Consider the following 25002-nt stretch of genomic DNA (forward strand, 5'->3'; position numbering starts at 1 on the left):
GGCCGCACGGATGCTGACCCTTGTCCTGGTGGTGATTTTCGCCGCGCTCGTCTTCGAGTTCATCAACGGCTTCCACGATACCGCCAATTCCATCGCCACCGTGGTCGCCACCAAGGTGCTGTCGCCGGGTTGGGCGGTCATGCTGGCGGCCTTCATGAACCTCATCGGCGCATTGACCGGCACTGCCGTCGCGCTGACCATCGCCTCCGGCCTGCTCAACACCAACGTGGTCGACGTGACCCCGCAGGTGATCCTGTGCGCACTGCTGGGCGGCATCATCTGGAACCTGATCACCTGGTGGAAGGGGCTGCCGTCCTCTTCCTCGCACGCGTTGATCGGTGGCCTGTGCGGCGCCGGCCTGGCCGCTGCCCACAACAACTGGGATGCGTTGATCTGGTCCGAGCGGCTGGGCAGCTGGGCGCAGAACAAAGGCCTGCTGTGGAAGGTGTTCGTGCCGATGATCACCTCGCCGGTGGCCGGCTTCCTGCTCGGCATCGTGGTGATGCTGCTGCTGTGGGCGATGATCGCCGGCCTGGCCAAGGTGGGTGGGGTGATCGGTCGCCTGGCACGCCCGCGCTTCGTCAACATGTTCTTCGGCAAGGCGCAGATCGTTTCGGCGGCCTACATGGGCTTCGCGCACGGGCACAACGATGCACAGAAGACGATGGGCATCATCGCCATGACGCTGATCGGCGCCGAGGCCACCGGTGCACTGGACAACCTGCCTTCGTTCCTGGCCTTCATGCATCCCGACGCGAGTGCCGGTGACGGCATCGCGATGTGGATCGTGCTGACCTGCGCGGTGGTGATGGCGGCCGGTACGGCTTCAGGTGGCTGGAAGATCATCAAGACGCTCGGCCACAAGATGGTCAAGCTGCACCCGATCCATGGCTTCGCTGCGGAAACCAGCTCGGCCACGGTGCTGACCGTGGCGGCGCACTTCGGCATGCCGGTGTCGACCACGCACAGCATCTCCACCGCGATCATGGGCGTTGGCTTTGCCAAGAACCCGCGTTCGCTGCGCCTGGGCGTGATCGAGCGCATCGTGTGGGCCTGGATCCTGACCATCCCGGCGGCCGGCGGCTGTGCCTACCTGATCCTCAAGCTGTTCGAGATGGTGGGCTGGGCCTGATCGCCCGACGCCCCGCACCGCCACAAAAAAACGCCGGCCCTCGAGGCCGGCGTTTTTTGTTCAGGCTTCCAGCGACGCGAGGTCGCCCTTGGTCTCCAACCACCCCTTCCGATCCGACGCACGCTTCTTCGCCAGCAGCATGTCCATCAGCGAATGGGTCTGCTCACCATCATCGATGGTCAGCTGCACCAGACGGCGCGTATCGGGATGGATGGTCGATTCACGCAGCTGCGGCGGGTTCATCTCGCCCAGGCCCTTGAAGCGGGTCACGCTGATCGCGCCCTTGATCTTCTCGCGCTCGATCTTGTCCAGCATGGTGCGCTTCTCTTCTTCATCCAGCGCGTAGAACACCTGCTTGCCCACGTCGATGCGGAACAGCGGTGGCATCGCCACGAACACATGGCCGGCATCGACCAGCGCCGGGAAATGCTTCAGGAACAGCGCGGTGAGCAGGGTGGCGATGTGCAGGCCATCGGAGTCGGCGTCGGCCAGGATGACGACCTTGCCGTAGCGCAGGCCGCTGATGTCTTCCTTGCCCGGATCGCAACCGATGGCGATGGCCAGGTTGTGCACTTCTTCGGAGGCCAGCACGCTGTTGGACGACACTTCCCAGGTGTTCAGGATCTTGCCGCGCAGCGGCATGATGGCCTGGAAATCCTTGTCGCGGGCCTGCTTGGCGCTGCCGCCGGCCGAGTCACCTTCCACCAGGAACAGCTCGGTGCGGGACAGGTCCTGGCTGATGCAGTCGGCCAGCTTGCCGGGCAGGGCAGGGCCCTGGGTGACCTTCTTGCGCACCACCAGCTTTTCGGTCTTCAGGCGTGCGCTGGCGCGTTCGATGGCCAGCTGCGCGATGCGCTCGCCGATCTCCACGTTCTGGTTCAGCAGCAGGCTGAAGGCATCATGCGCGGCGCCTTCGACGAAGCCGGCGGCCTGGCGCGAGGACAGGCGTTCCTTGGTCTGGCCGCTGAACTGCGGGTCGGTCATCTTGATCGACAGCACGAAGGCGACCCGGTCCCAGACATCTTCCGGCGCCAGCTTGACGCCGCGCGGGAGCAGGTTGCGGAAGTCGCAGAACTCGCGCAACGCCTCGGTCAGGCCGGTACGCAGGCCGTTGACGTGGGTACCGTGCTGGGCGGTGGGGATCAGGTTGACGTAGCTTTCCTGCACCAGCTCGCCTTCGGGCATCCACGCCACGGCCCAGTCGGCGATCTCGTTTTCCTTCTTGACGTGGCCGACGAACAGGTTGCCCGGCAGCATCTCGCGCTCGCCGAGTTCCAGCTTCAGGTAGTCGCGCAGGCCGTCTTCGTAATGCCAGGTGTCCACTTCGCCGGTGGCTTCGTCGGTCAGCTTGACCGTCAGCCCCGGGCACAGCACGGCCTTGGCGCGCAGCAGGTGCTTGAGCGCGCGCACCGCGAATTTGGGCGTATCGAAGTACTTCGGATCCGGCCAGAAGCGCAGGCGGGTGCCGGTGTTCTTCTTGCCCACGCTGCCGACCACTTCCAGCGGCGAAGCGAGGTCGCCATTGCGGAAGGTGATGCGGTGCTCGGCGCCGTCGCGCTTGATGTGCAGTTCCACCAGGGTGGACAGTGCGTTGACCACGCTCACGCCCACGCCATGCAGGCCGCCGGAGAAGGTGTAGTTGTTGTTGTTGAACTTGCCGCCCGCGTGCAGGCGGGTCAGGATCAGTTCCACGCCGGGGATCTTCTCTTCCGGGTGGATGTCCACCGGCATGCCGCGGCCGTCATCGCTGACTTCCACGCTGCCGTCCTTGTACAGCGTGATCTCGATGGAGCGCGCGTGGCCGGCCAGCGCTTCATCCACCGAGTTGTCGATCACTTCCTGCGCCAGGTGGTTCGGGCGGGTGGTGTCGGTGTACATGCCGGGGCGGCGCTTGACCGGGTCAAGGCCGGACAGGACTTCGATATCGGCGGCGTTATAGCGGGTGTTCATCTATGTTTCAAAGCGTTGGAGCGACGCGCAAGTGTGCGGTCTGGGCAGGGATTTTGCACGCCTGCGGTTCATCTGCCGGGCCACCGGCGGCGCTAAAATGGCCACAGCTGGGAAACCGACCCCAGCGCCCCCATGTTTCGGGTCGTTACCGCAAGGAGGACTCCATGAAGAAGCTGCTCACTATCGCCATCGTTGCCGCTGCCGTGGTCGCCGTGCCGCTGGCGCTGGCCCAGAACGCCGGCCAGCCGGCGCCGCAGCAGGGCGACCAGGCCAATCCGGCGCAGGCCGAAGCCGAAGCCAAGGCCAAGCGCCGCGCGCAGGCCAACGCCGAGCTGAAGGCCAACGGCCAGCAGGCGCCGCAGCGCGAGGAAGAAGAGGAAGAAGCCCGCAAGAAGCGCTGACCTGCCGCGCTTGCGTGCTCGGGCCCCGGTTCTGCCGGGGCCTTCTTTTTGCCCGGTTGTCGGCTGCCCCTTGGGCTTGAGGCCTTCAATCTGTAAACTATCGCTTTCCGGGAGTAGTGCGTGTCCACCATCAGCGATTGGACTGGCAAGGCCATGCGTGGCAGCCAGCAAGGCTGGGCGCAGGTGACGGTCTCCACGACCGGCACGGCCAAGCTGACCTCGCTCGCTGGCCACCGCCTCAGCTCCCTCCTCGCCGCCCCGGCGAGTCGCCAATCCCCCTTTCTGCCCACCCCCCGCCCGTTGGGCCGGAGGGGTGTGGCCGTTCCTCAATTCAATACAGGATGCTTGCAGCCATGACTCCCTTGATTTTCGTAACCGGCGGCGTGGTGTCCTCGCTCGGCAAAGGCATTGCCGCCGCGTCATTGGCCGCCATCCTCGAAGCCCGTGGCCTGAAGGTCACGATGATGAAGCTCGATCCGTACATCAACGTCGACCCGGGCACCATGAGCCCGTTCCAGCACGGCGAGGTGTACGTCACCGATGACGGCGCCGAGACCGACCTGGACCTGGGCCACTACGAGCGTTTCGTGCGTACCCGCTTGAGCCGCAAGAACTCGGTCACCACCGGGCGCATCTACGAGAACGTGATCCGCAAGGAGCGTCGCGGCGACTACCTCGGCGCCACCGTGCAGGTGATTCCGCACATCACCGATGAGATCCGCCGCTGCATCGACGAAGCCACCGAAGGCTTCGACGTGGCGCTGGTGGAGATCGGCGGCACCGTCGGTGACATCGAGTCGCTGCCGTTCCTGGAAGCGATCCGCCAGGTGCGCACCGAACGCGGCCCGGAAAAAGCGTTGTTCATGCACCTGACCCTGGTGCCGTACATCAGCGCGGCGGGTGAGCTGAAGACCAAGCCGACCCAGCATTCGGTCAAGGAACTGCGCTCGATCGGCATCCAGCCGGACGTGCTGCTGTGCCGTTCCGAGCAGGCGGTACCGGATTCGGAGCGCCGCAAGATCGCCCAGTTCACCAACGTTTCCGAGCGCGCGGTGATCAGCGTGCCGGACGTGGACGTGCTGTACAGCATCCCGATGGGCCTGCACGCGCAGGGCCTGGATGACATCGTGGTGAACCAGTTCAAGCTGGCCGACAAGGCCGGCCCGGTCGACCTGTCGATGTGGGAAGACGCGGTGGATGCCACCCTCAACCCGCTCGATGCGGTGACCATCGCGGTGGTCGGCAAGTACGTGGACCACCAGGATGCGTACAAGTCGGTGGGCGAGGCGCTCAAGCATGGCGGCCTGCGCCAGCGCACCAAGGTCACCCTGAAGTGGCTGGAAGCGCAGGAGCTGGAAGGCAGCGACATGTCCGCGCTGGCCGATGTCGATGGCATCCTGGTGCCTGGTGGCTTCGGTGACCGCGGCTTCGAAGGCAAGGTGCTGACCTCGCAGTACGCCCGCGAACACAAGGTGCCGTACTTCGGCATCTGCTACGGCATGCAGGCTGCGGTGGTGGACTATGCCCGCCACGTGGTCGGCCTGGAAGGCGCCAACAGCACCGAGAACGACCGCCAGTCGCCGGATCCGGTGATCGGCCTGATCACCGAATGGCGCACCGCCACCGGCGACGTGGAGAAGCGTGACGACAAGAGCGACCTCGGCGGCACCATGCGCCTGGGCCTGCAGGAGCAGCGCCTGAAGCCGGGCACGCTGGCCCGCGAGCTGTACGGCAAGGACGTGGTGGAAGAGCGCCACCGCCATCGTTACGAGTTCAACAACCGCTACCGCACCCAGCTGGAAGATGCCGGCCTGGTGATCGCCGGCAAGTCGATGGACGACACCCTGGTGGAAGTGATCGAACTGCCGCGCAGTGCGCACCCGTGGTTCCTGGCCTGCCAGGCGCATCCGGAGTTCCTGTCCACCCCGCGTGCCGGCCACCCGCTGTTCATCGGCTTCATCCGTGCCGCGCGCGAGCGCAAGGCGGCGGGGCAGCCGCTGGCCGACGCCGTTGCCTGACTTGCAGTGGGGGCGTGCAGCCCCCATGTTCCGCGCTTGAACCCCTGATGCCTGCCGGCCCGTGCCGGCGCCGCGCCACAACAAGGAAACGCCATGAAACTGTGTGGATTCGAGGTCGGGCTGGACCAGCCCCTGTTCCTGATCGCCGGCCCCTGCGTGATCGAGTCGATGCAGCTGCAGCTCGACGTCGCTGGCCGCCTGAAGGAAATCACCGGCCGGCTCGGGGTGAATTTCATCTTCAAGTCCAGCTTCGACAAGGCCAACCGCACTTCCGGTACCGCCTTCCGTGGCCCGGGCCTGGAAGAAGGCCTGAAGGTGCTGGCCGAAGTGAAGAAGCAGATCGGCGTGCCGGTGCTGACCGACGTGCATGAATACACCCCGATGGACGAAGTGGCCTCGGTGGTGGACGTGCTGCAGACCCCGGCCTTCCTGGTCCGGCAGACCGATTTCATCACCAAGGTCTGTGCCGCCGGCAAGCCGGTGAACATCAAGAAGGGCCAGTTCCTGTCCCCATGGGACATGAAGCCGGTAGTGGAGAAGGCCAAGGCGACCGGCAACGAGCAGATCATGGTCTGCGAGCGCGGCGCCAGCTTCGGCTACAACAACCTGGTCAGCGACATGCGCTCGCTGTCGGTGATGCGTGATACCGGCTGCCCGGTGGTGTTCGATGCCACCCATTCGGTACAGCTGCCGGGCGGGCAGGGCACCAGTTCCGGTGGCCAGCGCGAGTTCGTGCCGGTGCTGTCGCGCGCCGCGGTCGCGGTGGGTGTGTCCGGGCTGTTTGCCGAGACCCATCCGGATCCGTCCAAGGCACTGTCCGATGGCCCGAACGCGTGGCCGCTGGATCGCATGGAAGAACTTCTGGAAACCCTGATGGAGCTGGATGCGGTGACCAAGAAGCACGGCTTCTCCCGCTTCGCATGAGTCTTGACCCGTGGGCGGCGCTGGATGCGCGCCGCCAGCGGCGACAGTGGCAGCGCTGGCCGTGGGGCTGGATGGCGCTTGGGATGTCTCTGGCGGCATGGGCCAGCGTGTTCATGCTGGCCCTCCTGGTGCTCGCCAGTGTCGGCATGCCCGGCGATGGCGACCATGCCCTGCGGGCGACCCGCATTCCCCTGCTGATCACCCTGTCCATCGGCGTGCTGGTGACGCTCGGCTGCCTGGTGGCCAGCGTGCTGTCGCTGCGCCTGCCGCAACGGCCGGCCGCAGGCATCGCAGCGCTCGCGCTGCTGGCCCTGCTGGTGGCCTGCCTGCTGTTGCCGCGCCTGTTCTAGACGCGCCGCTGCAGACGTGGCGGCACGGGATTCAGCGACCGATTTGGCAATGGGCGGCCGTGCGGGGATAATCACGCGGCATTCGTTTTTGTCGCCTTCCTCTACTGACAGGTAACCGGCCAGCCCATGAGTACGATCCGCAGCATCCACGCCCGTGAAATCCTCGACAGCCGTGGCAACCCCACGCTGGAAGCCGACGTCATCCTGGAGGACGGTTCGTTCGGTCGCGCCGCAGTCCCCTCCGGCGCCTCGACCGGCACCAAGGAAGCGGTGGAGCTGCGTGACGGCGACAAGACCCGTTACCTCGGCAAGGGCGTGCGCAAGGCCGTGGAGAACATCAACGGCGCCATTGCCGGCGCACTGACCGGCTTCGATGCCGCCGACCAGGAAGGCCTTGACCGCCGCCTGATCGACCTCGATGGCACCGAGAACAAGGGCCGCCTGGGCGCCAACGCGCTGCTGGGTGTTTCGATGGCCGCCGCGCATGCCGCCGCCGCATCGAACAAGCAGGCGCTGTGGCAGTACCTGGCCGGCAAGACCGGTGTTTCACCGTCGCTGCCGGTGCCGATGATGAACATCATCAACGGCGGCGCGCACGCGGACAACAACGTGGACTTCCAGGAGTTCATGGTGCTGCCGGTGGGCTTCAGCTCGTTCTCCGAAAGCCTGCGCGCCGGTACCGAAATCTTCCATTCACTGAAGTCGGTGCTGAAGGGCCATGGCCTGAGCACCGCCGTGGGCGATGAAGGCGGCTTCGCGCCGGACTTCCGCAGCAACGTCGAAGCGCTCGACACCATCCTGGAAGCGATCGGCAAGGCCGGTTACACCGCCGGTGACGACGTGCTGCTGGGCCTGGACGTGGCCTCCAGCGAGTTCTACGAAAACGGCAAGTACAACCTGGTCGGCGAGAACAAGCGCCTGACCTCCGAGCAGTTCGTCGACTTCCTGGCTGACTGGTCGAACCAGTACCCGATCATCACCATCGAAGACGGCCTGGCCGAGAACGACTGGGCCGGCTGGAAGCTGCTGACCGACCGCATCGGCAAGAAGGTGCAGCTGGTCGGCGACGATCTGTTCGTCACCAACCCGAAGATCTTCAAGGAAGGCATCGATTCGGGCACCGCCAACGCGATCCTGATCAAGGTCAACCAGATCGGCACCCTGAGCGAAACGCTGGAAGCGATCGCCATGGCCGACCGCGCCGGTTACGCGGCCATCGTGTCGCACCGTTCGGGCGAGACCGAAGACACCACCATCGCCGACATCGCCGTTGCCACCACGGCGACCCAGATCAAGACCGGTTCGCTGTGCCGCAGCGATCGCGTGGCCAAGTACAACCAGCTGCTGCGCATCGAAGAAGCACTGGGCGCCGGCGCGCGTTACGCCGGTCGTGATGCCTTCGTTTCGTTGAAGCGCTGACCCCATGCGCAACTGGCGGTGGGCGCTGTTGGCCTTGGCCCTGCTGCTGGCATGGTTGCAGTACCGTTTCTGGTTCGGCCCGGGCAATTCAGGCGAAGTGATGACCCTGGAAGCCCAGGTCGAGCACCAGAACCGTGACAACGATGGCCTGCAGCAGCGCAACGATGCGCTGGCTGCCGAAGTCCAGGATCTTAAGGAAGGACAGGCGGCCATCGAAGAGCGCGCGCGCAGCGAGCTGGGCATGATCAAGCCCGGCGAGAAGTTCTACCGCGTGGTCGAAGATGCGCCGGTGGCCCCGGTGCGCGCCCCCGTAGCCGCGCCGACGCCGGCCGATCACCCGGCCGACGTGCCATGAGCGCGGCGATCTGGGTGATCGTGCCCGCTGCCGGTCGTGGCAGTCGTTTCGGCGCTCCGGTGCCGAAGCAGTACCTGCAGGCAGGCGGCCGGACCCTGCTGGCCCACACCCTGGATGCCCTGCTGGTGCACCCGGCGGTGGCCGGTGCGATGGTGGTGATCAGTGCCGATGATGCGGATTGGCCGGGCTGGACCGAATGGTCCGGCAAGCCCGTCCTGACCTGCCACGGCGGCGAGACGCGGGCGGCGTCGGTACTGGCCGGGCTGCTCGCGTTGCCCGACAGCGTGCGCGCCGATGAGTTCGTGCTGGTGCATGACGCGGCGCGGCCCAACCTGGCGCTGGCCGATCTCAGCCGGCTGCTGGAAGTGGGGCGCGCTGATCCGGTGGGTGCGATCCTGGCCGCCCCGGTGCGCGACACGTTGAAGCGCGCCGGCGACGATGGCGGCATCGATGGCACCGAGCCGCGCGCGCGGCTGTGGCGGGCACTGACCCCGCAGCTGTTCCGTCGCCACCAGTTGGCGCGGGCACTGACCGAGGCGGCTGCCGCTGGCATCGAGGTTACCGACGATGCCATGGCCATGGAATGCCAAGGCCAGCGCCCGGTGCTTGTGGAGGGCAGCGAGGACAACTTCAAGGTCACCACGCCGGCGGACCTGGATCGCTTCGAATTCGTACTTTCCCGTCGCGCCGAATGACCGGCGCGCGCGCTGCATAGCAAAGGCTGTTCCGATGACCACGCTTCCTTTCCCGCCTGTCCGCATTGGCCAGGGTTACGACGTCCACGCCTTCGGCCCGGGCGACCACATCATGTTGGGGGGAGTGCGCGTTGCGCATACCGTCGGCGTGCTGGCGCACAGCGACGGCGATGTGGTCCTGCATGCGCTGTGCGATGCCATGCTCGGCGCGCTGGCGCTGGGCGATATCGGCCAGCATTTCCCGCCCAGCGATGACCGCTGGAAGGATGCCGACAGCAGCGATTTCCTTCTCCACTGCGACGTGCTGCTGCGCTCGCGTGGCTGGCAGGTCGGCAACACCGACATCACCGTGATCTGCGAACGTCCCAAGGTCGGGCCGCATGCCGCGGCCATGCGCGAGCGCATCGCCGAGCTGCTGCAGCTGCCGGTCGATGCGGTCAGCATCAAGGCGACCACGTCGGAGAAGCTGGGCTTCACCGGTCGCGGGGAAGGCATTGCCGCGCAGGCCATCGTGCTGCTGGTGGCGGCATGATGCCGTTGCCGCTGGCCTTTGGTGAGCCACTGTTCGCACGTGCACTTGTCCGCAGCACGCCCGATGATTTCCAGGTCGATGAACTGCCGTCCTTCGAACCCACCGGCGAAGGCGAACACCTGCTGCTGGAGATCCGCAAGCGCGGCGCCAATACGGTGCACGTGGCCAAGCTGCTGGCGCAGTGGGCCGGCCTGCCGGAGATGGCGGTGAGCTTCGCCGGCATGAAGGATCGGCACGCGGTCACCACCCAGCGCTTCAGCGTGCACCTGCCCAAGCGCGTGGCGCCGGACCTGGCCCTGCTGGCCAGCGACGAAGTGGAAGTGGTGTCCTCGACCTGGCACAACCGCAAGCTGCAGCGCGGAGCGCTTGCCGGCAACCGCTTCAAGCTGGTGTTGCGCGAAGTGGACGGGGATGCCGCGGCGATCGACGCACGCCTGCAGCAGATCGCCGAACGCGGCATTCCCAACTGGTTCGGTGAACAGCGGTTCGGCCGCGATGGTGGCAACGTGCCCGCCGCGCTGGCGATGTTCGGCGGCCGCCGCATGCGCAAGGACCAGCGTTCGCTGCTGCTGTCGGCCGCCCGCTCGGCCCTGTTCAACCGCGTGCTGGCCGCGCGCGTGGAGCAGGGCAGCTGGGACCAGCCGATCGACGGTGAGGTCTGGATGCTGGATGGCAGCCGCAGCGTGTTCGGTCCCGAGCCGTGGAGCGAGGTGCTGGCTGAACGCCTGGCCCGTTTCGACATCCACCCCAGCGGCCCGTTGTGGGGCGTCGGCGACCTGCGCAGCAGCGATGCGGCGCGTGCGCTGGAGCTGGCCGCGATCGACGACGAGCAGTCGCAGGCGCTGCGTGCCGGGCTGGAAGCCGAAGGCCTGAAGCACGAGCGCCGTTCGCTGCGCCTGCGTCCGGCGCTGCTGCAGCACCAATGGCTGCAGGAAGGCGTGCTGGAACTGTCCTTCGCGCTGCCGCCGGGCTGCTACGCCACCGCCGTACTGCACGAACTCGGGCCGGTCACGTAAAAAAAGGGGACGAAAAAAGGGGACGGAGGGGATTAAGTCGGTTTCGACCGCTTTCGCCGACCGAAAACGACTTAATCCCCTCCGTCCCCTTTTTCCTTTTTCAACGGGCCAGCAGCACCAGCACGGCGCCGGTGCCGCCCTGTGCGGTGGGCGCGGAGTGGAAGGCCAACACGTCGTTGCGCAGGCGCAGGTGGCGGTCGACCAGGTTCTTCAGCACCGGCGCACCGCCATCAGCCTGCAGGCCCTTGCCATGGATGATCCGCACGCAGCCATGTTCGTGGTCATGCGCCTCCAGCAGGAACTGGCGCAGCAGCTGTTCGGCCTGGGCCGCGGTGGCGCCATGCAGGTCCAGTTCGTCCTGCACCGAATACTGGCCCTTCTTCAGCCGCTGGAACATGCGCGGGGGCAGATTGTCGCGGCGGTAGCTGAGTGCATCACCGGCATCCAGCGGCGCGCTGGCGCGCAACAGGCGGGCGAATTCCCCCAGGGCTTCCTGTTCATCGCGTTCGGCCATACGCGCGCGCGGGCGCGGCTTGGGCCCGGCCGGTGCCGGCCCGCTGCCTTTGCGCAGCGGGGTGACCTGGCCGATGGCCGACCGGAACAGCTCGGCGGGATCTTCGTCATGCGGATGCGACATGGCGACAGGTTAACGCATGCCGCAGCCGTCATGAGGGTGTCCAGTTACCCATGGCAGGGTGGGCCTTGCGACCCGCATGCGGCACAATACAAGACGCACCTGCGAGGTCGCCGCCGGGGAGCGCCGTGACCCCGTCCATGTCAGCAGTGATGGAAGCGAAGTCTTGAACGATGAAGTGGTGAAAACCCAGATGCGGGTCCTGGTCAGCAACGACGATGGTGTCGATGCCCCGGGAATCGCCATGCTGGCGGCGGTCCTGCGCCAGGCCGGGCATGAGGTCACCGTGGTCGCCCCCGACCGGGATCGGTCCGGCGCCAGCAACTCGCTGACCCTGGACCTGCCGATCCGCCTCAAGCGCCTGGATCACCACACTGTATCCGTCGCCGGCACCCCGACCGACTGCGTGCACCTGGCGCTGACCGGATTGCTGGACCAGGAGCCGGACATCGTCGTGTCGGGCATCAACAACGTGGCCAACCTGGGCGACGACGTGATCTATTCCGGCACCGTCTCGGCGGCGATGGAAGGGCGTCACCTGGGGCTGCCTGCGGTCGCCATGTCGCTGGTCAGCCACAACCATGAGCCGAAGCATTTCCAGACCGCCGCGCGCGCCGCGGTGGAGATCGTGGCGCAGCTGAAAGCCGATCCGCTGCCTGCCGACACGATCCTCAACGTCAACGTGCCGGACCTGCCGTGGAGCGAGGTCAAGGGTTTCGAAGTGACCCGGCTGGGCAACCGCCACCGCGCCGAAGGCTGCATCGCGCAGAAGGACCCGCGCGGCAATGCGGTCTACTGGATCGGCCCGGCAGGGCGCGAGCAGGATTCCGGCCCGGGCACGGATTTCCATGCGGTGCGCACCGGCTTTATTTCCATCACCCCGATCCAGGTCGACCTGACGCGCTACCAGGCGCTGGAAAAAGTGGCCAGCTGGGTCGGCGGACTGAGCGTCGCACTGGGCCGCCCGGCATGACCGCGCGCCTGCGACTGCAGCCTGAAGCGGTGGGCATCGGCATGACCTCCCAGCGCGTGCGCGACCGCCTGGTCGAGCGCCTGCGCGAGGCCGGCATCATCGATGAGGCCACGCTCAACGCGATCCGCGTGGTACCGCGCCATCTTTTCATCGACGAAGCGCTGGCTTCGCGGGCCTACGAAGATACCGCCCTGCCGATCGGCCACGGCCAGACGATTTCCCAGCCGTGGGTGGTCGCCCGCATGACCGAGGCGATCCTGCAGGTGGCGCCGAAGACCGTGCTTGAAGTGGGCACCGGTTCGGGCTACCAGGCCGCCGTGCTGGCCGCCGTGGGGCTGGACGTGTTCACCGTCGAACGCATCGGCGACCTGCTGCGGCAGGCGCGCAAGCGGTTCCGCTCGCTGGCCATGAACATCCGCACCAAGCATGACGATGGCCGGGTCGGCTGGCCCGAACATGGGCCGTACGATGCCATCGTGGTCACCGCCGCGGCGCCGGCGCTGGTGGATGCATTGATCGAGCAGCTGGCCCCCGGCGGGCGGCTGGTGGCGCCGGTCGGCGGGCCGGGCGCGCAGTCGCTGGTGCAGCTGGATCGCCTGCCCGACGGCAGCATCACGCAGTCCGTGTTGGCGCCGGTCACCTTCGTCCCACTGCTGTCTGGCATGCTGGACTGATTTTTCACGGAGCAGGGCATTCATGAAGATTTTCGGGCCGCTGTACGAGCGCGCATTGAAGTGGGCAAACCATGAGCGGGCACCGACCTACCTGACGGTACTGAGCTTCATCGAAGCGATCATTTTCCCGGTGATGCCGGAAGTGATGCTGGCCCCGATGTGCGTGGCCCAGCCCAAGCGCGGCTGGTGGTTCGCCACCCTCAGCCTGTCCGGTTCGATGGTGGGTGCGGTGGTCGGCTACGCGCTGGGCCATTTCGCGTTCGAGGCAGTCAAGCCGCTGCTGGACACGATGGGCATGCTGCCGGGCATCGAGCGCGGCATCGCGATCGTGCAGGCCAAGATGGCCGAGTCGCCGTGGGCGGTGTTCACGTTCCTGGTGCTGGGCGGCTTCATGCCGATCCCGATGAAGGTCTTCACATGGGCGTCGGGTATCGTCGGCGTACCGATGCCGCAGTATCTGCTGAGCATGCTGATCGGTCGCGGCAAGCGCGTGTTCGTGCTGGCCGCGGTGATCCGCATCGGTGGACCGCGCGCCGAAGCGGCGCTGCGTCGCTGGATTGAACCGCTGGGCTGGATCGCCACCGCGATGGTGGTGGCCTTGGTTGCCTGGCTTGTATGGAGGTCGAAGTTCGCATGAGTGCTGATCGTTTCAACAGGGGGCTGCGCCTGGGCGCGCTGGCCATCACGCTGACCGCGTTGACCGCCTGCGGTACCGCCACCGTGGTGCGTCCCTCCGGTTCGGGTGGCAGCGGTGCGTCGGCCACGCCGAAGGCCTCCATTGCCCAGCCGGGCAAGACAGTGCGCGTGCAGAAGGGCGACACCATCTACGCCCTGGCACGCATCCACAGCATCACCCCGGCCGACCTGATCGCCTGGAACAGCCTGTCCAACCCGTCGACGATCTACCCCGGCCAGGTGATCCGCCTGTATCCGCAGGGTGCGGGCGGTGGCCGCGTGCCGACCACCGTGGTGACCGCACCGCGGGCGTCCGGCGGCACGACCACCACGACCCGGCCGGTGGCAGCTGCGCCGCCGGTGCGCAGCAGCATCAACTGGCGCTGGCCGGCTGATGGCGCGGTGGTGGGGCGCTTCGTGGCAGGTGAGACGACCAAGCAGGGCGTGGACATCGCCGGCACCAGCGGCCAGGCGGTCAAGGCGGCCGCCGACGGCGTGGTGGTGTATTCGGGCGCCGGGCTGGTGGGCTATGGCGAGCTGATCATCGTGAAGCACAACGAGCAGTGGCTGTCGGCCTACGGCCACAACCGCAAGCGCCTGGTCAACGAAGGCCAGAGCGTGAAGGCCGGCCAGCAGATCGCCGAGATGGGCCGCACCGGTGCGAACCGGGACATGCTGCATTTCGAGATCCGTTACAACGGCAAGCCGGTGGACCCGCAGCAGTACCTGCCGGCGCGGTGAGCGCGGCTGCCGCCTAGAGCGGTTGCCGTGTTGTCTGCCTGCCTGGCGGGTGGCGGTGGGCTATCCGGGACACGCCGTGAATCCGTCCCTGGAGGCTCGTCGCCGCATCCATGCGGCTCTAACGGTCCCGGCTAGCCCACCGCCACCCGCCTTCGACACGGTCGCCTCGGCGGGGGGAGAAAGAAAAAAGCAAAGGCAAACGCAAAGCAGCCGATCCTTGGATCGGCTGTCTGCTTTTGCTTTTTTCTTTTCCCCCCGGCCATCGGGGATTGTCGGGGGGCGGGGTAGGGGGCGTTGGCAGGACCGTCTTTTCGCATGGATGCGAAAAGCGAGCCCCCATGGACGGGTTCACGGCGTGTCCTGCCAATGCCCCCTATCCCGCCCCGAACACAGAATCCGTGGCCGAAAGCCGCCCTCAGCGACCAGAATTCAACGTTCGAGAATGAACGCCGCAGCGACCTTGCGGCCTTCTCCGGCCAGGATGTTGAACGTGCGCGCCGCGGCAGGATTGTTCATTACTTCCAGCCCGATCCCGCGTGACAGGCACGCCGCCATCAGCTGCTGCGAAGGGAACACCTGCGTTGCGCCGGTGCCGAGGATGATCAACACCGGTTCCAGCGAAAGGATCGCCTCCAGATGGGCTGGCTGCAGCTCGGCCACCGAACCCACCGGCCAGTCTTCCACCAGCACCTGCGGGGTGACGATGAAGCTCGCGGTCAGTTCGCGGTCGTTGATCCGCGCAGAGCGACCATCCGCACCGCGCAGCGTGTAGGCGTAATCAGGGGCTTCGTGGCTCAGTTGCATGGCAGGACCGGGTTATCAGCCGCGCGGCAGCACGATCTGGCGGTTTTCCTTGCTCGGCCGGTACAGCACGGCGACGTGGCCGATGCGCTGGACCAGCGCCGCCCCGGTGGTGCCGACCAGCTCGGCGACCATGGCGTCGCGGGCTTCGCGATCCTCTGCCGCCACCTTCACCTTGATCAGTTCATGGCGCTCCAGCACCTCTTCCAGCTCGGCCAGGAAGGCCGGGGTCACGCCCTTGCCGCCAATCTGGAGCAGGGCTTTGAGGTCGTGGGCTTGGCCGCGAAGGAAACGGGTCTGGGATGCGGTCAGGGCAGTGGACATGCAGGAAAGCGCTGTGACTTGGGGGGTTCAGGGTATCATGGCCACCCCATCCGGCTGTATTTACCATGGTTTCCCGCAGCAAGAGCAGCCAGCGCTGGCTGAAAGAACACTTTTCCGACCCCTACGTGAAGAAAGCGCAGGCTGAAGGCATGCGCTCGCGCGCGGCCTACAAGCTGGAAGAGCTGCTCGAACGTGACCGGCTGCTGAAGCCGCACATGGTGGTGGTGGACCTCGGCGCTGCCCCGGGGGGCTGGTCGCAGCAGGTCCGCCGGCAGATGGGCGACACCGGCCGGGTGTTCGCACTGGACATCCTTGAGATGCCCGCGCTGGCCGGCGTCGATTTCCTTCACGGAGACTTCAGGGAAGAAGCCGTCCTATCGCAGTTCGAGGCCATGGTCGGGGACCAGCCGGTAGACCTTGTACTGTCCGATATGGCCCCCAATAAGAGTGGAATGGACGCGGTGGACCAGCCGCGGATGATGCACCTGGCAGAGCTGGCCATGGATTTCGCCGACAACCACCTCAAGACCGGTGGGGCGTTCCTGATCAAACTGTTCCAGGGTGTGGGTTTTGACGACTACGTGCGTGAAATGCGCAGGCGGTACGACAAGGTCTCCATCCGCAAGCCGGACGCCTCGCGCAAGCGCTCCCCCGAGGTCTATGCCCTCGGACAGGGCAAGCGCGCCGTGATGAAGTAAGCTCGTCAAGCAAGCCCGACCCATGCACCAGCCCGCACAAGAGGAATACCGGAGCCAATGAGGATGAACGACTTGACCAAGAACCTCCTGCTATGGGTGGTCGTCGCCGTCGTGCTGATGGTGGTATTCCAGAGCTTCTCGCCAAAAACGAGCGGCGCCGGTGCGCCGGGCGCGACCTATTCGCAGTTCCTGGACCAGGTGGACAGCGGCGCAGTGCAGAAGGTGACCTTCGCCGGTGACATGCGCGGCGGCACCAACGAAATCACCTACACCACGCGTGGTGGCCAGACCTCCACCATCACCGCGCCGTTCGATCGCGACCTGATCAACGTGCTGCGCACCAAGAATGTTGAAATCGTCCAGCAGGAGCCGTCCAGCGGCATCTCGCTGGGCGCGATCCTGATGAACTTCCTGCCGGTGATCCTGATCATCGGCTTCTGGCTGTTCATCATGCGCCAGATGCAGGGCGGCGGTGGCGGCGCCAAGGGCGCGATGTCCTTCGGCAAGTCGCGGGCCAAGCTGCAGGGCGAGGACCAGGTCAAGGTGACCTTTGCCGACGTGGCCGGCTGTGACGAGGCCAAGGAAGAAGTCGGCGAACTGGTCGATTTCCTGCGCGACCCGTCCAAGTTCACCAAGCTCGGCGGCAAGATCCCGCGCGGCGTGCTGATGGTCGGCCCGCCCGGCACCGGCAAGACCCTGCTGGCCAAGGCCATCGCCGGCGAAGCCAAGGTGCCGTTCTTCTCGATCTCCGGTTCGGACTTCGTGGAAATGTTCGTCGGCGTCGGCGCCAGCCGCGTGCGCGACATGTTCGAGCAGGCCAAGAAGCACGCGCCGTGCATCATCTTCATCGACGAAATCGACGCCGTCGGTCGTCACCGCGGTGCCGGCCTGGGCGGCGGTCATGACGAACGCGAGCAGACCCTCAACCAGCTGCTGGTGGAGATGGACGGTTTCGAAGGCGGCGAAGGCGTGATCGTCATCGCCGCGACCAACCGTCCGGACGTGCTGGATCCGGCGCTGCTGCGTCCGGGCCGTTTCGACCGCCAGGTGGTGGTCGGCCTGCCTGATGTGAAGGGCCGCGAGCACATCCTCAAGGTGCACATGCGCAAACTGCCGCTGGCCGATGATGTCGAGCCGATGGTGATCGCGCGCGGTACCCCGGGCTTCTCCGGTGCCGACCTGGCCAACCTGTGCAACGAGGCCGCGTTGTTCGCCGCGCGCAGCAACGAGAAGGAAGTCCGCATGGACCACTTCGACCGGGCGCGCGACAAGATCCTGATGGGTGCCGAGCGCCGCTCGATGGCCATGAGCGAAGAAGAGAAGACCCTGACGGCATACCACGAAGCCGGCCATGCGATCGTCGGCCGCCTGGTGCCCGAGCATGATCCGGTCTACAAGGTCACCATCATTCCGCGCGGTCGTGCGCTGGGTGTGACCATGTACCTGCCGGAAGGTGACAAGTACTCGATCAACCGCGTGGCGATCAATTCGCAGCTGTGCTCGCTGTACGGTGGCCGCGTCGCCGAAGAGCTGATCTTCGGCGCCGACAAGGTCACCACCGGTGCCTCCAACGACATCGAGCGTGCGACCAAGATGGCGCGCAACATGGTCACCAAGTGGGGTCTGTCCGAAACGCTCGGCCCGATCGCCTATGGTGAAGAGGACGACGAGGTCTTCCTTGGCCGTTCGGTGACCCAGCACAAGAGCGTGTCCAACGACACCGCCCGCCGTATCGACGAAGAAGTCCGCAGCATCCTGGACAAGGCGTATGCCCGGACCACCGAACTGCTGACCGCCAACGTCGACAAACTGCATGCGATGACCCAGCTGCTGCTGCAGTACGAAACCATCGACGCGCCGCAGATCGACGCGATCATGGAAGGCCGCGACCCGCCGCCGCCGATGGGCTGGGGCAAGTCGAATACCGATGGCAAGAATGGCGGTGGCAACGACAAGGGCGGCGACGCCCGCCCGGTGCCGCCGATCAGCGGCCCGGCCGAGCAGATCTGACCACCGTCTGCTGAGCGTCGAAGGAAGAGGCCGGGGAAACCCGGCCTTTTCCGTTCAGCCAGCCCGTGCACGCAGGGGGCGGCTGCGGGACAATGGGGACCACGTTTGTCTACTGACCGGTAACTGCATGTCGACGCCCCCGCCCGAGCCGATTTCCCATACCGCTGAGATGGTCATTGCCACGGTGGTCGGCGTGGCCGTCGGCCTGGGCCTGGACAACCTGCTGCTCGGCTGCGGGGTGGGCATCGCGCTGGGCATCGTGCTCAGCATCGGCAAGACGCTGTATCTGGACCGCAAGCGTCGCCGGCGCTGATTCCGACCCTGACACCGTCGGGCCATGCCCGGCGCAACGTTCGAATTCCTGTTGACGGCCAGCGGCCGTCACTACCCCGAGGGATCGCCATGTTCGATATTTCCCCCCAGCTCGACTGTGCCGGCCGCGTACTGCGCCTCGACCGTGCGCGGGTGATGGGCATCGTCAACGTCACCCCGGATTCGTTTTCCGATGGCGGCCAGCACGACAGTGCCGAGGCTGCCGTCGCGCACGGCCTGAAGCTGGTGGAAGAGGGCGCCGACCTGCTGGACATCGGCGGTGAATCGACCCGCCCGGGCAGCGCGCCGGTGCCGCTGGACGAAGAGCTGCGCCGCGTCCTGCCGGTCATCGAGCAGCTCGCCGCACGCACCACGGTGCCGATCAGCATCGATACCTTCAAGCCGGAGGTGATGCGGGCGGCGGTGGCGGCGGGCGCCGGGATGATCAATGACATCCACGCGCTGCGGCAGCCCGGCGCACTGGACGCCGCGGCCGACGCCGGCGTGCCGGTGGTGCTGATGCACATGCAGGGCGAGCCCGGAAGCATGCAGGCCGATCCGCAGTACGACGACGTGGTGGCCGAAGTACATCGCTTCCTGGTCCAGCGTCTGTTCGCCGCGGAAATGGCCGGCATCGCGAAGAAGAACCTGGTTATCGACCTCGGCTTCGGTTTCGGCAAGCGCGTGGACCACAACATGACCCTGCTCGCGCGTTCGGAACGCTTCCTCGAACTGGGCGTGCCGATGCTGGCTGGCCTGTCACGCAAGCGCACGCTGGGGGAGCTGACCGGCCGCCAGCTGCCTGCCGAACGCGTGGCGGCGTCGGTTGCCGCGCACCTGGTAGCAGTGCAGCGCGGCGCGCGGATCGTGCGCGTGCACGACGTGGCCGCCACCGTGGATGCCCTTAAAGTGTGGGCCGCCGTGGATGCGGTGCCCGCGCCGCGCAAGGACGCCGCGCCGACGATCCGCTGGCCGGACGAAGGCTGATGGCGGAAGACCGTCGGCCCGTTGCGATCGCGGTCATGGGTCCGACCGCCAGCGGCAAGACCGCGCTGGCGATCGATCTGGCGCGGCGGCTGGACGGTGAGATCGTCAGCGTCGATTCGGCGCTGGTCTATCGCCATCTGGACATCGGATCGGCCAAGCCGGATGCCGCCGAACGCGCGCAGGCGCCGCACCACCTGCTGGACCTGTGCGATCCATGGCAGGCGTTTTCCGCTGCCGAATTCGCACGCGCCGCACGTGCTGCCGTGGATGACATCATCGCCCGCGGCAAGCGGCCCATTCTTGCCGGCGGGACCGGCCTGTATTTCCGCGCCCTGCTGGAAGGGCTGTCGCCGATGCCGCCGGCCGACGAAGCCACCCGCCTGCAGCTGTCGGCCGAGGCGGCCGAGCGTGGCTGGCCGGCGCTGCATGCCGAGCTGGCCACGGTGGACCCGGCAGCCGCCGCGCGCATCCACGCCACCGACCCGCAGCGGATACAGCGGGCGCTGGAGGTCTACCGGCTGACCGGCCGGCCGATCAGCGCCTGGCAACGGATGCCCGGGGAGGGCCGGCTGCCGGTGCGGACCCTCAAGCTGGTGCTCGCGCCGCGCGACCGCGCCGTGTTGCACCAACGCATCGAGCGGCGCTTCGATGCGATGCTGGCCGGCGGCTTCCTGGATGAAGTGCGGGCCCTGCGGGCACTGCCCGCGATGGCGACGGTGGCTTCGCCACTGGAGCTGCCGGCAGTGCGCGCGGTGGGCTACCGGCAGGCCTGGGAGTATCTGGACGGCACCCAGGACGCCGCCACGTTCCGCGACAAAGCGATCTTCGCTACCCGCCAGTTGGCCAAACGGCAACTGACCTGGCTGCGTGGCGAGCTTGATGCGCGCTGGTTCGATCCCCATGTAGACCAGCAGCGGTTGACGGCGGCGGTTTCCGCGTTCGTGCCGCCCTGACAGCGTGCCGGGCGCCTGCCGTGTACCATCGACCTGTCGGTGGGCGGCTGGGGGGCCGTGGCATCTGCCGACACCCATAAAAACAATAATCAGGAGTTAGCAATGTCCAAGGGGCAATCGCTGCAGGACCCGTTTCTGAATGCACTTCGGCGCGAGCGCGTGCCGGTTTCGGTGTATCTGGTCAACGGCATCAAGCTGCAGGGCACGATCGAGTCGTTCGACCAGTTCGTGGTGCTGCTGCGCAATACCGTCAGCCAGATGGTCTACAAGCACGCCATCTCCACCGTGGTCCCGGCGCGCAACGTCAAGCTCGGCCCGGGCGGTGGTTTCGTGCAGGCCAACGAAGATGGCCAACCGGCGGGTGAAGAATCCATTGAATAATCCTGGAGTGGTACGTGTTTGATCGCTCGAAAAAGGGTGAAAACGCCCTGTTGATCCAGCCCCATTTCGGCAAGCTGGAAGAGGACGTGCTCGAAGAGTTCGGCGACCTGGCACGCTCGGCCGGTGCCAGCATCGCGGCCACCATCACCGCGCGGATCGACCGCCCCAATCCCTCCACCCTGATCGGCAGCGGCAAGCTGGACGAGGTGAAGGCGGCTGCCGACGCGACGGGTGCGGACCTGATCCTGGTCAACCATGCGCTGTCGCCCGGCCAGGAGCGCAACCTGGAAAAGTTCCTGGAACGGCGGGTGATCGACCGTACCGGGCTGATCCTGGACATCTTCGCCCAGCGTGCGCGCAGCCACGATGGCAAGCTGCAGGTCGAGCTGGCGCAGCTGCGCCACATGTCGACCCGGCTGATCCGCGGCTGGACCCACCTGGAGCGCCAGCGCGGTGGTTCCATCGGCCTGCGCGGCCCGGGTGAGACCCAGCTGGAAACCGATCGCCGCCTGCTGCAGAAGCGCGTGGAGCAGCTGCAGAAACGGCTGGAAAAAGTGGAAGTGCAGCGCACCCAGATGCGTCGTGCCCGCCTGCGCAGCGAGCTGCCGCGCGTGGCGCTGGTGGGCTATACCAACGCCGGCAAGTCCACGCTGTTCAACTCGCTGACCGGCGCGGAAGCGTATGCCGCCGACCAGCTTTTCGCGACCCTGGACCCGACCGTGCGACGCATCGCGCTGCCCGGTGGCAACGTGGTGCTGGCCGATACGGTGGGCTTCGTGCGCGACCTGCCGCATGACCTGGTGGCGGCGTTCCGCTCCACCCTGTCCGAAGCGCGCGAGGCTGATTTCCTGCTGCATATCGTCGACGCCGCCGATCCGCATCGCGAAGAGCGTATCGCCCAGGTGGACGAAGTGCTGGCCGCCATCGGTGCAGGCGACCTGCCGCAGCTGCTGGTGTTCAACAAGATCGACCGCATCGAAGGGGCCGAAGTGCGCCACGATGGCCACGACGGCGTGCCCGATGAATCGCGCCGCGAGCGGGTCTGGATTTCCGCGCGCGACGGCCGCGGGCTGGACGTGCTGGAAGCGGCGCTGGGCAAGCGCCTTGGCCTGCAGCATGTGACCGGCGAGCTGCGCCTGCCCGCTTCGCAGGGACGCCTGCGCGCGCGCTTGCACCAGCTGGAAGTGGTCCGCGCCGAAACCGTGGACGAAGAAGGCTGGCTGCTGCAGGTGGAAATCCCGATCGCCGAGGCGGAGAAGCTGGCCGCCGGCGAAGACGGGGCTGCGATCCAGGCACTGCTGCCGGAAAAACTCCCGGAGTGGTGATTTCACCTGCGGTTGGGGTCAGCGCGCCTTTTCGTAGTAAAAGAACGCTGATCCCGCGTTCCAGGAATGTTCCATGACCCCTCCTACCGACGACATGCTGGCCGGCCTGGCCAGCGAACTGGGCCGCACGCTGCAGTCAGCGAACCTGCAGCTGGTTACCGCTGAAAGCTGCAGTGGCGGCTGGATCGCCAAGGCGATGACCGATATCGCCGGCTCATCGGCGTTCTTCGATTGCGGCATGGTGGTGTACAGCTACGAAGCCAAGCAGCGGCTGCTGGGCGTACGCGCGCAGACGCTGGAAGCGTTCGGCGCGGTCAGCCGCGAAACCGTGCTGGAGATGGTATCCGGTGCACTGGTCAACTCCGGCGCGGGCATCGCGGTGGCGGTGACCGGCATCGCCGGCCCCGGCGGCGGCAGCGACGACAAGCCGGTGGGCAGTGTATGGATCGGCTGGAAACGCCGTGGCGGGTATGCGCAGGCACAACTGTTCCACTTCCATGGCGACCGCGATGCGATCCGCCGGCAGACCGTTTCGGCGGCATTGAACGGACTGCTCGCCCAGCTGTGAGATGCTGCGCGCTCGCACAGCCTGGAGCACGCATCGATGTGGGAAACGCTCGGCACCGTCCGTGATCTCGGCCGGCTGCAGGAAATCGCATCGGTATTGATCCGCAACGGCTTCGGCGACCTGGTGCGGCGGATCGGCCTGGCCGACGTGCTGGAGCGGGCGGGGCGCCTGCTGCACTGGGGCGACGACACCCAGCGCACGCCGCTGACCGCCCCGATGCGCGTGCGCCGGGCGATGGAAGAACTGGGGCCCACCTTCGTCAAGCTGGGCCAGGTGTTGGCCACCCGCGTGGACCTGTTCCCGCCCGACTGGATCGCCGAATTCTCAGAGCTGCAGAACGCGGTGCCGCCGCTGCCGTACGCGCAGATCCGCGAACAGCTGGAGCGGGATGTCGGCGGCGATCCGGCGCAGGTATTTGCCTGGCTGGATGAGGTGCCGATGGCGGCCGCCTCATTGGCGCAGGCGCATCGTGCGCGCCTGCACGACGGCCGCGAGGTGGTACTGAAGGTGCGCCGCCCCGGTATCCGCGACGTGGTGGAAGCGGACCTGCGGCTGCTGGCGCGGCTGGCGGAGATCATCGAGGCGCGGTTGCCCGACCTGCGCCGTTACCGGCCAGCAGAGGTCGTTCAACAGTTCACCGGCTCACTGCGACGTGAGCTGGATTTTGCCGCCGAATGCCGCAATGCCGAGCGCATCGCGCGCGACTTCGGCGGCCGCACCGACATCCTGATTCCTTCCGTGCACTGGCAGTGGACGTGCGAAAGCCTGAACGTGCAGGACTTCGTCGATGGCATCGCCGGGCGGGACCTGGCGGCGGTGGACGCGGCCGGACTGGATCGCCGCCAACTGGCCGCGCGGGGTGCCGACATCGTGCTGAAGATGGTGCTGCAGGACGGGTGTTTCCACGCCGATCCGCACCCGGGCAACATCATCTACCTGCGCGATGGCCGGATCGGCGTGATTGATTTCGGCATGATCGGCACGTTGTCCGAGTCGCGTCGCTTCCAGGTGGCGCAGCTGCTGCACGGGCTGGTGGAGCAGGAACCCGAAGCGGTTGCCGACATCCTGCTGGACTGGGCAGGCGGGGTGGCGGTGGACGAAGGACGGCTGCAGCAGGACATCAGCCAGTTCGTCGACCGCTATCGCGGCGTGCCACTCAAGGACCTGCGCATCGGCCTGATGCTGAGCGACATCACCCTGTTGCTGCGCAGCTACAACCTGATGCTGCCGGCCGACCTGGCCTTGATGATCAAGGCGTTCCTGACGCTGGAGGGCATGGGCCGCCAGCTCGATCCCGAGTTCGACATGGCCAGCGCGGCACGCCCGTTCCTGGAGCAGGTGGTGCTGCAGCGCTATGCCCCCCGGGCGCTGCTCAAGCGTGGCCGGCGTAGTCTGTTGGGGATGATCGAGCTGGCCGGCGAACTGCCGCGCGACCTGCGCCGACTGGTGCAGGCCGCACGCCGCGGACGCCTGCAGATCAAGGTCGAAACCAATGCGCTGAAAGGCTTCGGCGACCAGGTGAACCAGGCGGCCAACCGCATGGTGGTGGGTATCGTCACGGCCGCGCTGATCATTGGCTCATCGATCGTGATGCACAGCGTGGGCGGGCTCTCCAGCCGCTGGCTGCTGGTGTTGGGTGTGGGGGGGTTCATCGGGGCCGGGTTGTGCGGGGTGTGGATCCTGTTCTCCATCTGGCGCAGCGGCCGCAGGCGCTGAGGCGGCGAGCGGCAAGCCCCCTCGTGGGCGGTGGCTGATTCGGAGCTGCAACTGGGTTGGGTCGTGCGGGGAGGAGATGCGGGGCACGCGCAAGTACGTCCATGTAGCTCTTCGCTGCTCCTGCCGCTCAAGGCCCCGCACAGCCTCCCCGCCCGCCCCCTGCACAGATTCCGACGGGCCGCCAGCCACGTAAAAAAGAGAAAAAGGCGGTAGCGCCGACCCATGGTCGGCGGAATGTTCCAGCCAACGGCCCGCTGCGCTCGCCGACCATGGGTCGGGGCTACCGTTTTTATTTTTTTTTTTTTACGGGGCGGGCCGCGCGGGCGGACGGTCCGGGCGGGGGGGGAGGGGTTGGTGGGGGCGTTGAGCGCCATGGATGGCGCGAAACGAGGCCCGCATGGATGCGGTCTTTGCCGTCCCCCACCCATCCCTCCCGCC

The 25002-nt window shown here is 66.7% G+C and carries 27 protein-coding genes; 23 read left to right on the forward strand and 4 right to left on the reverse strand.

The annotated features are described in order from the left end of the window. The first annotated feature begins 10 nt into the window (after positions 1-10). A complete protein-coding gene (locus ABE522_RS06260) occupies positions 11-1132 on the forward strand; it encodes an inorganic phosphate transporter (protein ID WP_346590976.1) in 1122 nt (373 codons plus the stop codon). 60 nt (positions 1133-1192) lie between these two features. On the opposite strand, the gene parE is transcribed toward ABE522_RS06260, so the two are convergent. Further along, the gene (gene parE / locus ABE522_RS06265) at positions 1193-3082 is read right to left on the reverse strand and encodes a DNA topoisomerase IV subunit B (RefSeq protein WP_346590977.1); all 1890 of its coding nucleotides are present in this window, start codon (positions 3080-3082) and stop codon (positions 1193-1195) included. Positions 3083-3246: 164 nt separating this feature from the next. On the opposite strand from parE, the gene ABE522_RS06270 reads away from it, so the two are divergent. The 9 genes from ABE522_RS06270 to truD all read left to right on the forward strand — a co-directional run bounded on the left by ABE522_RS06270 (position 3247) and on the right by truD (position 10792). Next, positions 3247-3483, forward strand: coding sequence for a hypothetical protein (locus tag ABE522_RS06270; RefSeq protein ID WP_346590978.1), 237 nt, complete (start codon positions 3247-3249; stop codon positions 3481-3483). A gap of 353 nt (positions 3484-3836) precedes the next feature. Then, entirely contained in the window at positions 3837-5501 is a 1665-nt protein-coding gene (locus ABE522_RS06275) for a CTP synthase (protein WP_346590979.1), read from the forward strand. A 93-nt stretch (positions 5502-5594) separates the two neighbouring features. After that, complete coding sequence (gene kdsA, locus ABE522_RS06280; protein WP_191771778.1) at positions 5595-6425, forward strand: 3-deoxy-8-phosphooctulonate synthase; 831 nt, start codon at positions 5595-5597, stop codon at positions 6423-6425. After that, positions 6422-6775: a hypothetical protein gene (locus tag ABE522_RS06285; RefSeq protein ID WP_346590980.1), complete on the forward strand. Its 354-nt coding sequence runs from the start codon at positions 6422-6424 to the stop codon at positions 6773-6775. Before kdsA ends, ABE522_RS06285 begins: the two co-directional genes overlap by 4 nt. A 126-nt stretch (positions 6776-6901) precedes the next feature. Further along, a complete protein-coding gene (eno, locus tag ABE522_RS06290; RefSeq protein WP_101100057.1) occupies positions 6902-8194 on the forward strand; it encodes a phosphopyruvate hydratase in 1293 nt (430 codons plus the stop codon). 4 nt (positions 8195-8198) lie between these two features. Then, complete coding sequence (ftsB, locus tag ABE522_RS06295) at positions 8199-8549, forward strand: cell division protein FtsB (RefSeq protein WP_042613028.1); 351 nt, start codon at positions 8199-8201, stop codon at positions 8547-8549. Next, positions 8546-9244 carry a 2-C-methyl-D-erythritol 4-phosphate cytidylyltransferase gene (gene ispD, locus ABE522_RS06300; RefSeq protein ID WP_042613029.1) on the forward strand — a complete coding sequence of 233 codons (699 nt, stop codon included), beginning with the start codon at positions 8546-8548 and terminating at the stop codon, positions 9242-9244. The genes ftsB and ispD overlap by 4 nt, the downstream gene beginning before the upstream one ends. A gap of 34 nt (positions 9245-9278) precedes the next feature. Continuing rightward, on the forward strand, positions 9279-9776 hold the full coding sequence (gene ispF / locus ABE522_RS06305) for a 2-C-methyl-D-erythritol 2,4-cyclodiphosphate synthase (RefSeq protein ID WP_346590981.1): 498 nt from the start codon (positions 9279-9281) through the stop codon (positions 9774-9776). Continuing rightward, positions 9773-10792 (forward strand): tRNA pseudouridine(13) synthase TruD, encoded by a 1020-nt coding sequence (gene truD, locus ABE522_RS06310; RefSeq protein ID WP_346590982.1) that lies wholly within the window; start codon positions 9773-9775, stop codon positions 10790-10792. Before ispF ends, truD begins: the two co-directional genes overlap by 4 nt. A gap of 100 nt (positions 10793-10892) precedes the next feature. Here the strand turns inward: truD and ABE522_RS06315 are convergent, their stop codons facing one another. Next, positions 10893-11429 carry a Smr/MutS family protein gene (locus ABE522_RS06315; RefSeq protein ID WP_346590983.1) on the reverse strand — a complete coding sequence of 179 codons (537 nt, stop codon included), beginning with the start codon at positions 11427-11429 and terminating at the stop codon, positions 10893-10895. Positions 11430-11619: 190 nt separating this feature from the next. Between ABE522_RS06315 and surE the strand changes: the two genes are divergently transcribed. Genes surE through ABE522_RS06335 form a run of 4 tightly spaced genes read left to right on the forward strand, consistent with a single transcriptional unit; the run spans position 11620 to position 14489 of the window. Next, positions 11620-12399: a 5'/3'-nucleotidase SurE gene (surE, locus tag ABE522_RS06320; protein ID WP_346590995.1), complete on the forward strand. Its 780-nt coding sequence runs from the start codon at positions 11620-11622 to the stop codon at positions 12397-12399. Then, the gene (locus tag ABE522_RS06325; protein ID WP_346590984.1) at positions 12396-13073 is read left to right on the forward strand and encodes a protein-L-isoaspartate(D-aspartate) O-methyltransferase; all 678 of its coding nucleotides are present in this window, start codon (positions 12396-12398) and stop codon (positions 13071-13073) included. The genes surE and ABE522_RS06325 overlap by 4 nt, the downstream gene beginning before the upstream one ends. Before the next feature lie 22 nt (positions 13074-13095). Continuing rightward, positions 13096-13710: a YqaA family protein gene (locus ABE522_RS06330; protein WP_042613034.1), complete on the forward strand. Its 615-nt coding sequence runs from the start codon at positions 13096-13098 to the stop codon at positions 13708-13710. Then, the gene (locus tag ABE522_RS06335) at positions 13707-14489 is read left to right on the forward strand and encodes a peptidoglycan DD-metalloendopeptidase family protein (protein ID WP_346590985.1); all 783 of its coding nucleotides are present in this window, start codon (positions 13707-13709) and stop codon (positions 14487-14489) included. The genes ABE522_RS06330 and ABE522_RS06335 overlap by 4 nt, the downstream gene beginning before the upstream one ends. 429 nt (positions 14490-14918) lie before the next feature. On the opposite strand, the gene ABE522_RS06340 is transcribed toward ABE522_RS06335, so the two are convergent. Together ABE522_RS06340 and yhbY are read right to left on the reverse strand one after the other, a co-directional pair. Continuing rightward, complete coding sequence (locus ABE522_RS06340) at positions 14919-15293, reverse strand: Mth938-like domain-containing protein (protein ID WP_191771769.1); 375 nt, start codon at positions 15291-15293, stop codon at positions 14919-14921. A gap of 15 nt (positions 15294-15308) precedes the next feature. Then, positions 15309-15614: a ribosome assembly RNA-binding protein YhbY gene (gene yhbY, locus ABE522_RS06345; RefSeq protein ID WP_042614911.1), complete on the reverse strand. Its 306-nt coding sequence runs from the start codon at positions 15612-15614 to the stop codon at positions 15309-15311. A 65-nt stretch (positions 15615-15679) separates the two neighbouring features. On the opposite strand from yhbY, the gene rlmE reads away from it, so the two are divergent. From rlmE to ubiB, 9 genes are all read left to right on the forward strand, one after another. Beyond that, positions 15680-16312 (forward strand): 23S rRNA (uridine(2552)-2'-O)-methyltransferase RlmE, encoded by a 633-nt coding sequence (gene rlmE, locus ABE522_RS06350; protein ID WP_101100066.1) that lies wholly within the window; start codon positions 15680-15682, stop codon positions 16310-16312. Between the two features lie 63 nt (positions 16313-16375). Continuing rightward, the gene (gene ftsH / locus ABE522_RS06355) at positions 16376-18322 is read left to right on the forward strand and encodes an ATP-dependent zinc metalloprotease FtsH (RefSeq protein WP_182655496.1); all 1947 of its coding nucleotides are present in this window, start codon (positions 16376-16378) and stop codon (positions 18320-18322) included. 127 nt (positions 18323-18449) lie between these two features. Further along, positions 18450-18635 carry a hypothetical protein gene (locus tag ABE522_RS06360; protein WP_346590986.1) on the forward strand — a complete coding sequence of 62 codons (186 nt, stop codon included), beginning with the start codon at positions 18450-18452 and terminating at the stop codon, positions 18633-18635. Between the two features lie 89 nt (positions 18636-18724). Beyond that, a complete protein-coding gene (gene folP / locus ABE522_RS06365; protein WP_346590987.1) occupies positions 18725-19621 on the forward strand; it encodes a dihydropteroate synthase in 897 nt (298 codons plus the stop codon). After that, positions 19621-20574, forward strand: a complete 954-nt coding sequence (gene miaA / locus ABE522_RS06370; RefSeq protein ID WP_346590988.1) for a tRNA (adenosine(37)-N6)-dimethylallyltransferase MiaA — start codon at positions 19621-19623, stop codon at positions 20572-20574. Before folP ends, miaA begins: the two co-directional genes overlap by 1 nt. A gap of 102 nt (positions 20575-20676) precedes the next feature. Beyond that, complete coding sequence (gene hfq, locus ABE522_RS06375; RefSeq protein WP_346590989.1) at positions 20677-20955, forward strand: RNA chaperone Hfq; 279 nt, start codon at positions 20677-20679, stop codon at positions 20953-20955. A gap of 14 nt (positions 20956-20969) precedes the next feature. Beyond that, positions 20970-22280 (forward strand): ribosome rescue GTPase HflX, encoded by a 1311-nt coding sequence (gene hflX / locus ABE522_RS06380; protein WP_042614904.1) that lies wholly within the window; start codon positions 20970-20972, stop codon positions 22278-22280. A 73-nt stretch (positions 22281-22353) separates the two neighbouring features. Further along, positions 22354-22848 carry a CinA family protein gene (locus tag ABE522_RS06385; protein ID WP_346590990.1) on the forward strand — a complete coding sequence of 165 codons (495 nt, stop codon included), beginning with the start codon at positions 22354-22356 and terminating at the stop codon, positions 22846-22848. A gap of 36 nt (positions 22849-22884) precedes the next feature. Then, positions 22885-24564 (forward strand): 2-polyprenylphenol 6-hydroxylase, encoded by a 1680-nt coding sequence (gene ubiB, locus ABE522_RS06390; protein WP_346590991.1) that lies wholly within the window; start codon positions 22885-22887, stop codon positions 24562-24564. Positions 24565-25002: the final 438 nt, after the last annotated feature.

Origin of the sequence: Stenotrophomonas lacuserhaii, assembly GCF_039674585.1 — a bacterium.
Lineage (GTDB): Bacteria > Pseudomonadota > Gammaproteobacteria > Xanthomonadales > Xanthomonadaceae > Stenotrophomonas > Stenotrophomonas pennii_A.

Coding starts and splice junctions, on each gene's coding strand:
- ABE522_RS06260 (WP_346590976.1), top strand. CDS start 11: ATGCTGACCCTTGTCCTGGTGGTGATTTTCGCCGCGCTCGTCTTCGAG.
- parE (WP_346590977.1), bottom strand. CDS start 3,082: ATGAACACCCGCTATAACGCCGCCGATATCGAAGTCCTGTCCGGCCTT.
- ABE522_RS06270 (WP_346590978.1), top strand. CDS start 3,247: ATGAAGAAGCTGCTCACTATCGCCATCGTTGCCGCTGCCGTGGTCGCC.
- ABE522_RS06275 (WP_346590979.1), top strand. CDS start 3,837: ATGACTCCCTTGATTTTCGTAACCGGCGGCGTGGTGTCCTCGCTCGGC.
- kdsA (WP_191771778.1), top strand. CDS start 5,595: ATGAAACTGTGTGGATTCGAGGTCGGGCTGGACCAGCCCCTGTTCCTG.
- ABE522_RS06285 (WP_346590980.1), top strand. CDS start 6,422: ATGAGTCTTGACCCGTGGGCGGCGCTGGATGCGCGCCGCCAGCGGCGA.
- eno (WP_101100057.1), top strand. CDS start 6,902: ATGAGTACGATCCGCAGCATCCACGCCCGTGAAATCCTCGACAGCCGT.
- ftsB (WP_042613028.1), top strand. CDS start 8,199: ATGCGCAACTGGCGGTGGGCGCTGTTGGCCTTGGCCCTGCTGCTGGCA.
- ispD (WP_042613029.1), top strand. CDS start 8,546: ATGAGCGCGGCGATCTGGGTGATCGTGCCCGCTGCCGGTCGTGGCAGT.
- ispF (WP_346590981.1), top strand. CDS start 9,279: ATGACCACGCTTCCTTTCCCGCCTGTCCGCATTGGCCAGGGTTACGAC.
- truD (WP_346590982.1), top strand. CDS start 9,773: ATGATGCCGTTGCCGCTGGCCTTTGGTGAGCCACTGTTCGCACGTGCA.
- ABE522_RS06315 (WP_346590983.1), bottom strand. CDS start 11,429: ATGTCGCATCCGCATGACGAAGATCCCGCCGAGCTGTTCCGGTCGGCC.
- surE (WP_346590995.1), top strand. CDS start 11,620: ATGCGGGTCCTGGTCAGCAACGACGATGGTGTCGATGCCCCGGGAATC.
- ABE522_RS06325 (WP_346590984.1), top strand. CDS start 12,396: ATGACCGCGCGCCTGCGACTGCAGCCTGAAGCGGTGGGCATCGGCATG.
- ABE522_RS06330 (WP_042613034.1), top strand. CDS start 13,096: ATGAAGATTTTCGGGCCGCTGTACGAGCGCGCATTGAAGTGGGCAAAC.
- ABE522_RS06335 (WP_346590985.1), top strand. CDS start 13,707: ATGAGTGCTGATCGTTTCAACAGGGGGCTGCGCCTGGGCGCGCTGGCC.
- ABE522_RS06340 (WP_191771769.1), bottom strand. CDS start 15,293: ATGCAACTGAGCCACGAAGCCCCTGATTACGCCTACACGCTGCGCGGT.
- yhbY (WP_042614911.1), bottom strand. CDS start 15,614: ATGTCCACTGCCCTGACCGCATCCCAGACCCGTTTCCTTCGCGGCCAA.
- rlmE (WP_101100066.1), top strand. CDS start 15,680: ATGGTTTCCCGCAGCAAGAGCAGCCAGCGCTGGCTGAAAGAACACTTT.
- ftsH (WP_182655496.1), top strand. CDS start 16,376: ATGAACGACTTGACCAAGAACCTCCTGCTATGGGTGGTCGTCGCCGTC.
- ABE522_RS06360 (WP_346590986.1), top strand. CDS start 18,450: ATGTCGACGCCCCCGCCCGAGCCGATTTCCCATACCGCTGAGATGGTC.
- folP (WP_346590987.1), top strand. CDS start 18,725: ATGTTCGATATTTCCCCCCAGCTCGACTGTGCCGGCCGCGTACTGCGC.
- miaA (WP_346590988.1), top strand. CDS start 19,621: ATGGCGGAAGACCGTCGGCCCGTTGCGATCGCGGTCATGGGTCCGACC.
- hfq (WP_346590989.1), top strand. CDS start 20,677: ATGTCCAAGGGGCAATCGCTGCAGGACCCGTTTCTGAATGCACTTCGG.
- ABE522_RS06385 (WP_346590990.1), top strand. CDS start 22,354: ATGACCCCTCCTACCGACGACATGCTGGCCGGCCTGGCCAGCGAACTG.
- ubiB (WP_346590991.1), top strand. CDS start 22,885: ATGTGGGAAACGCTCGGCACCGTCCGTGATCTCGGCCGGCTGCAGGAA.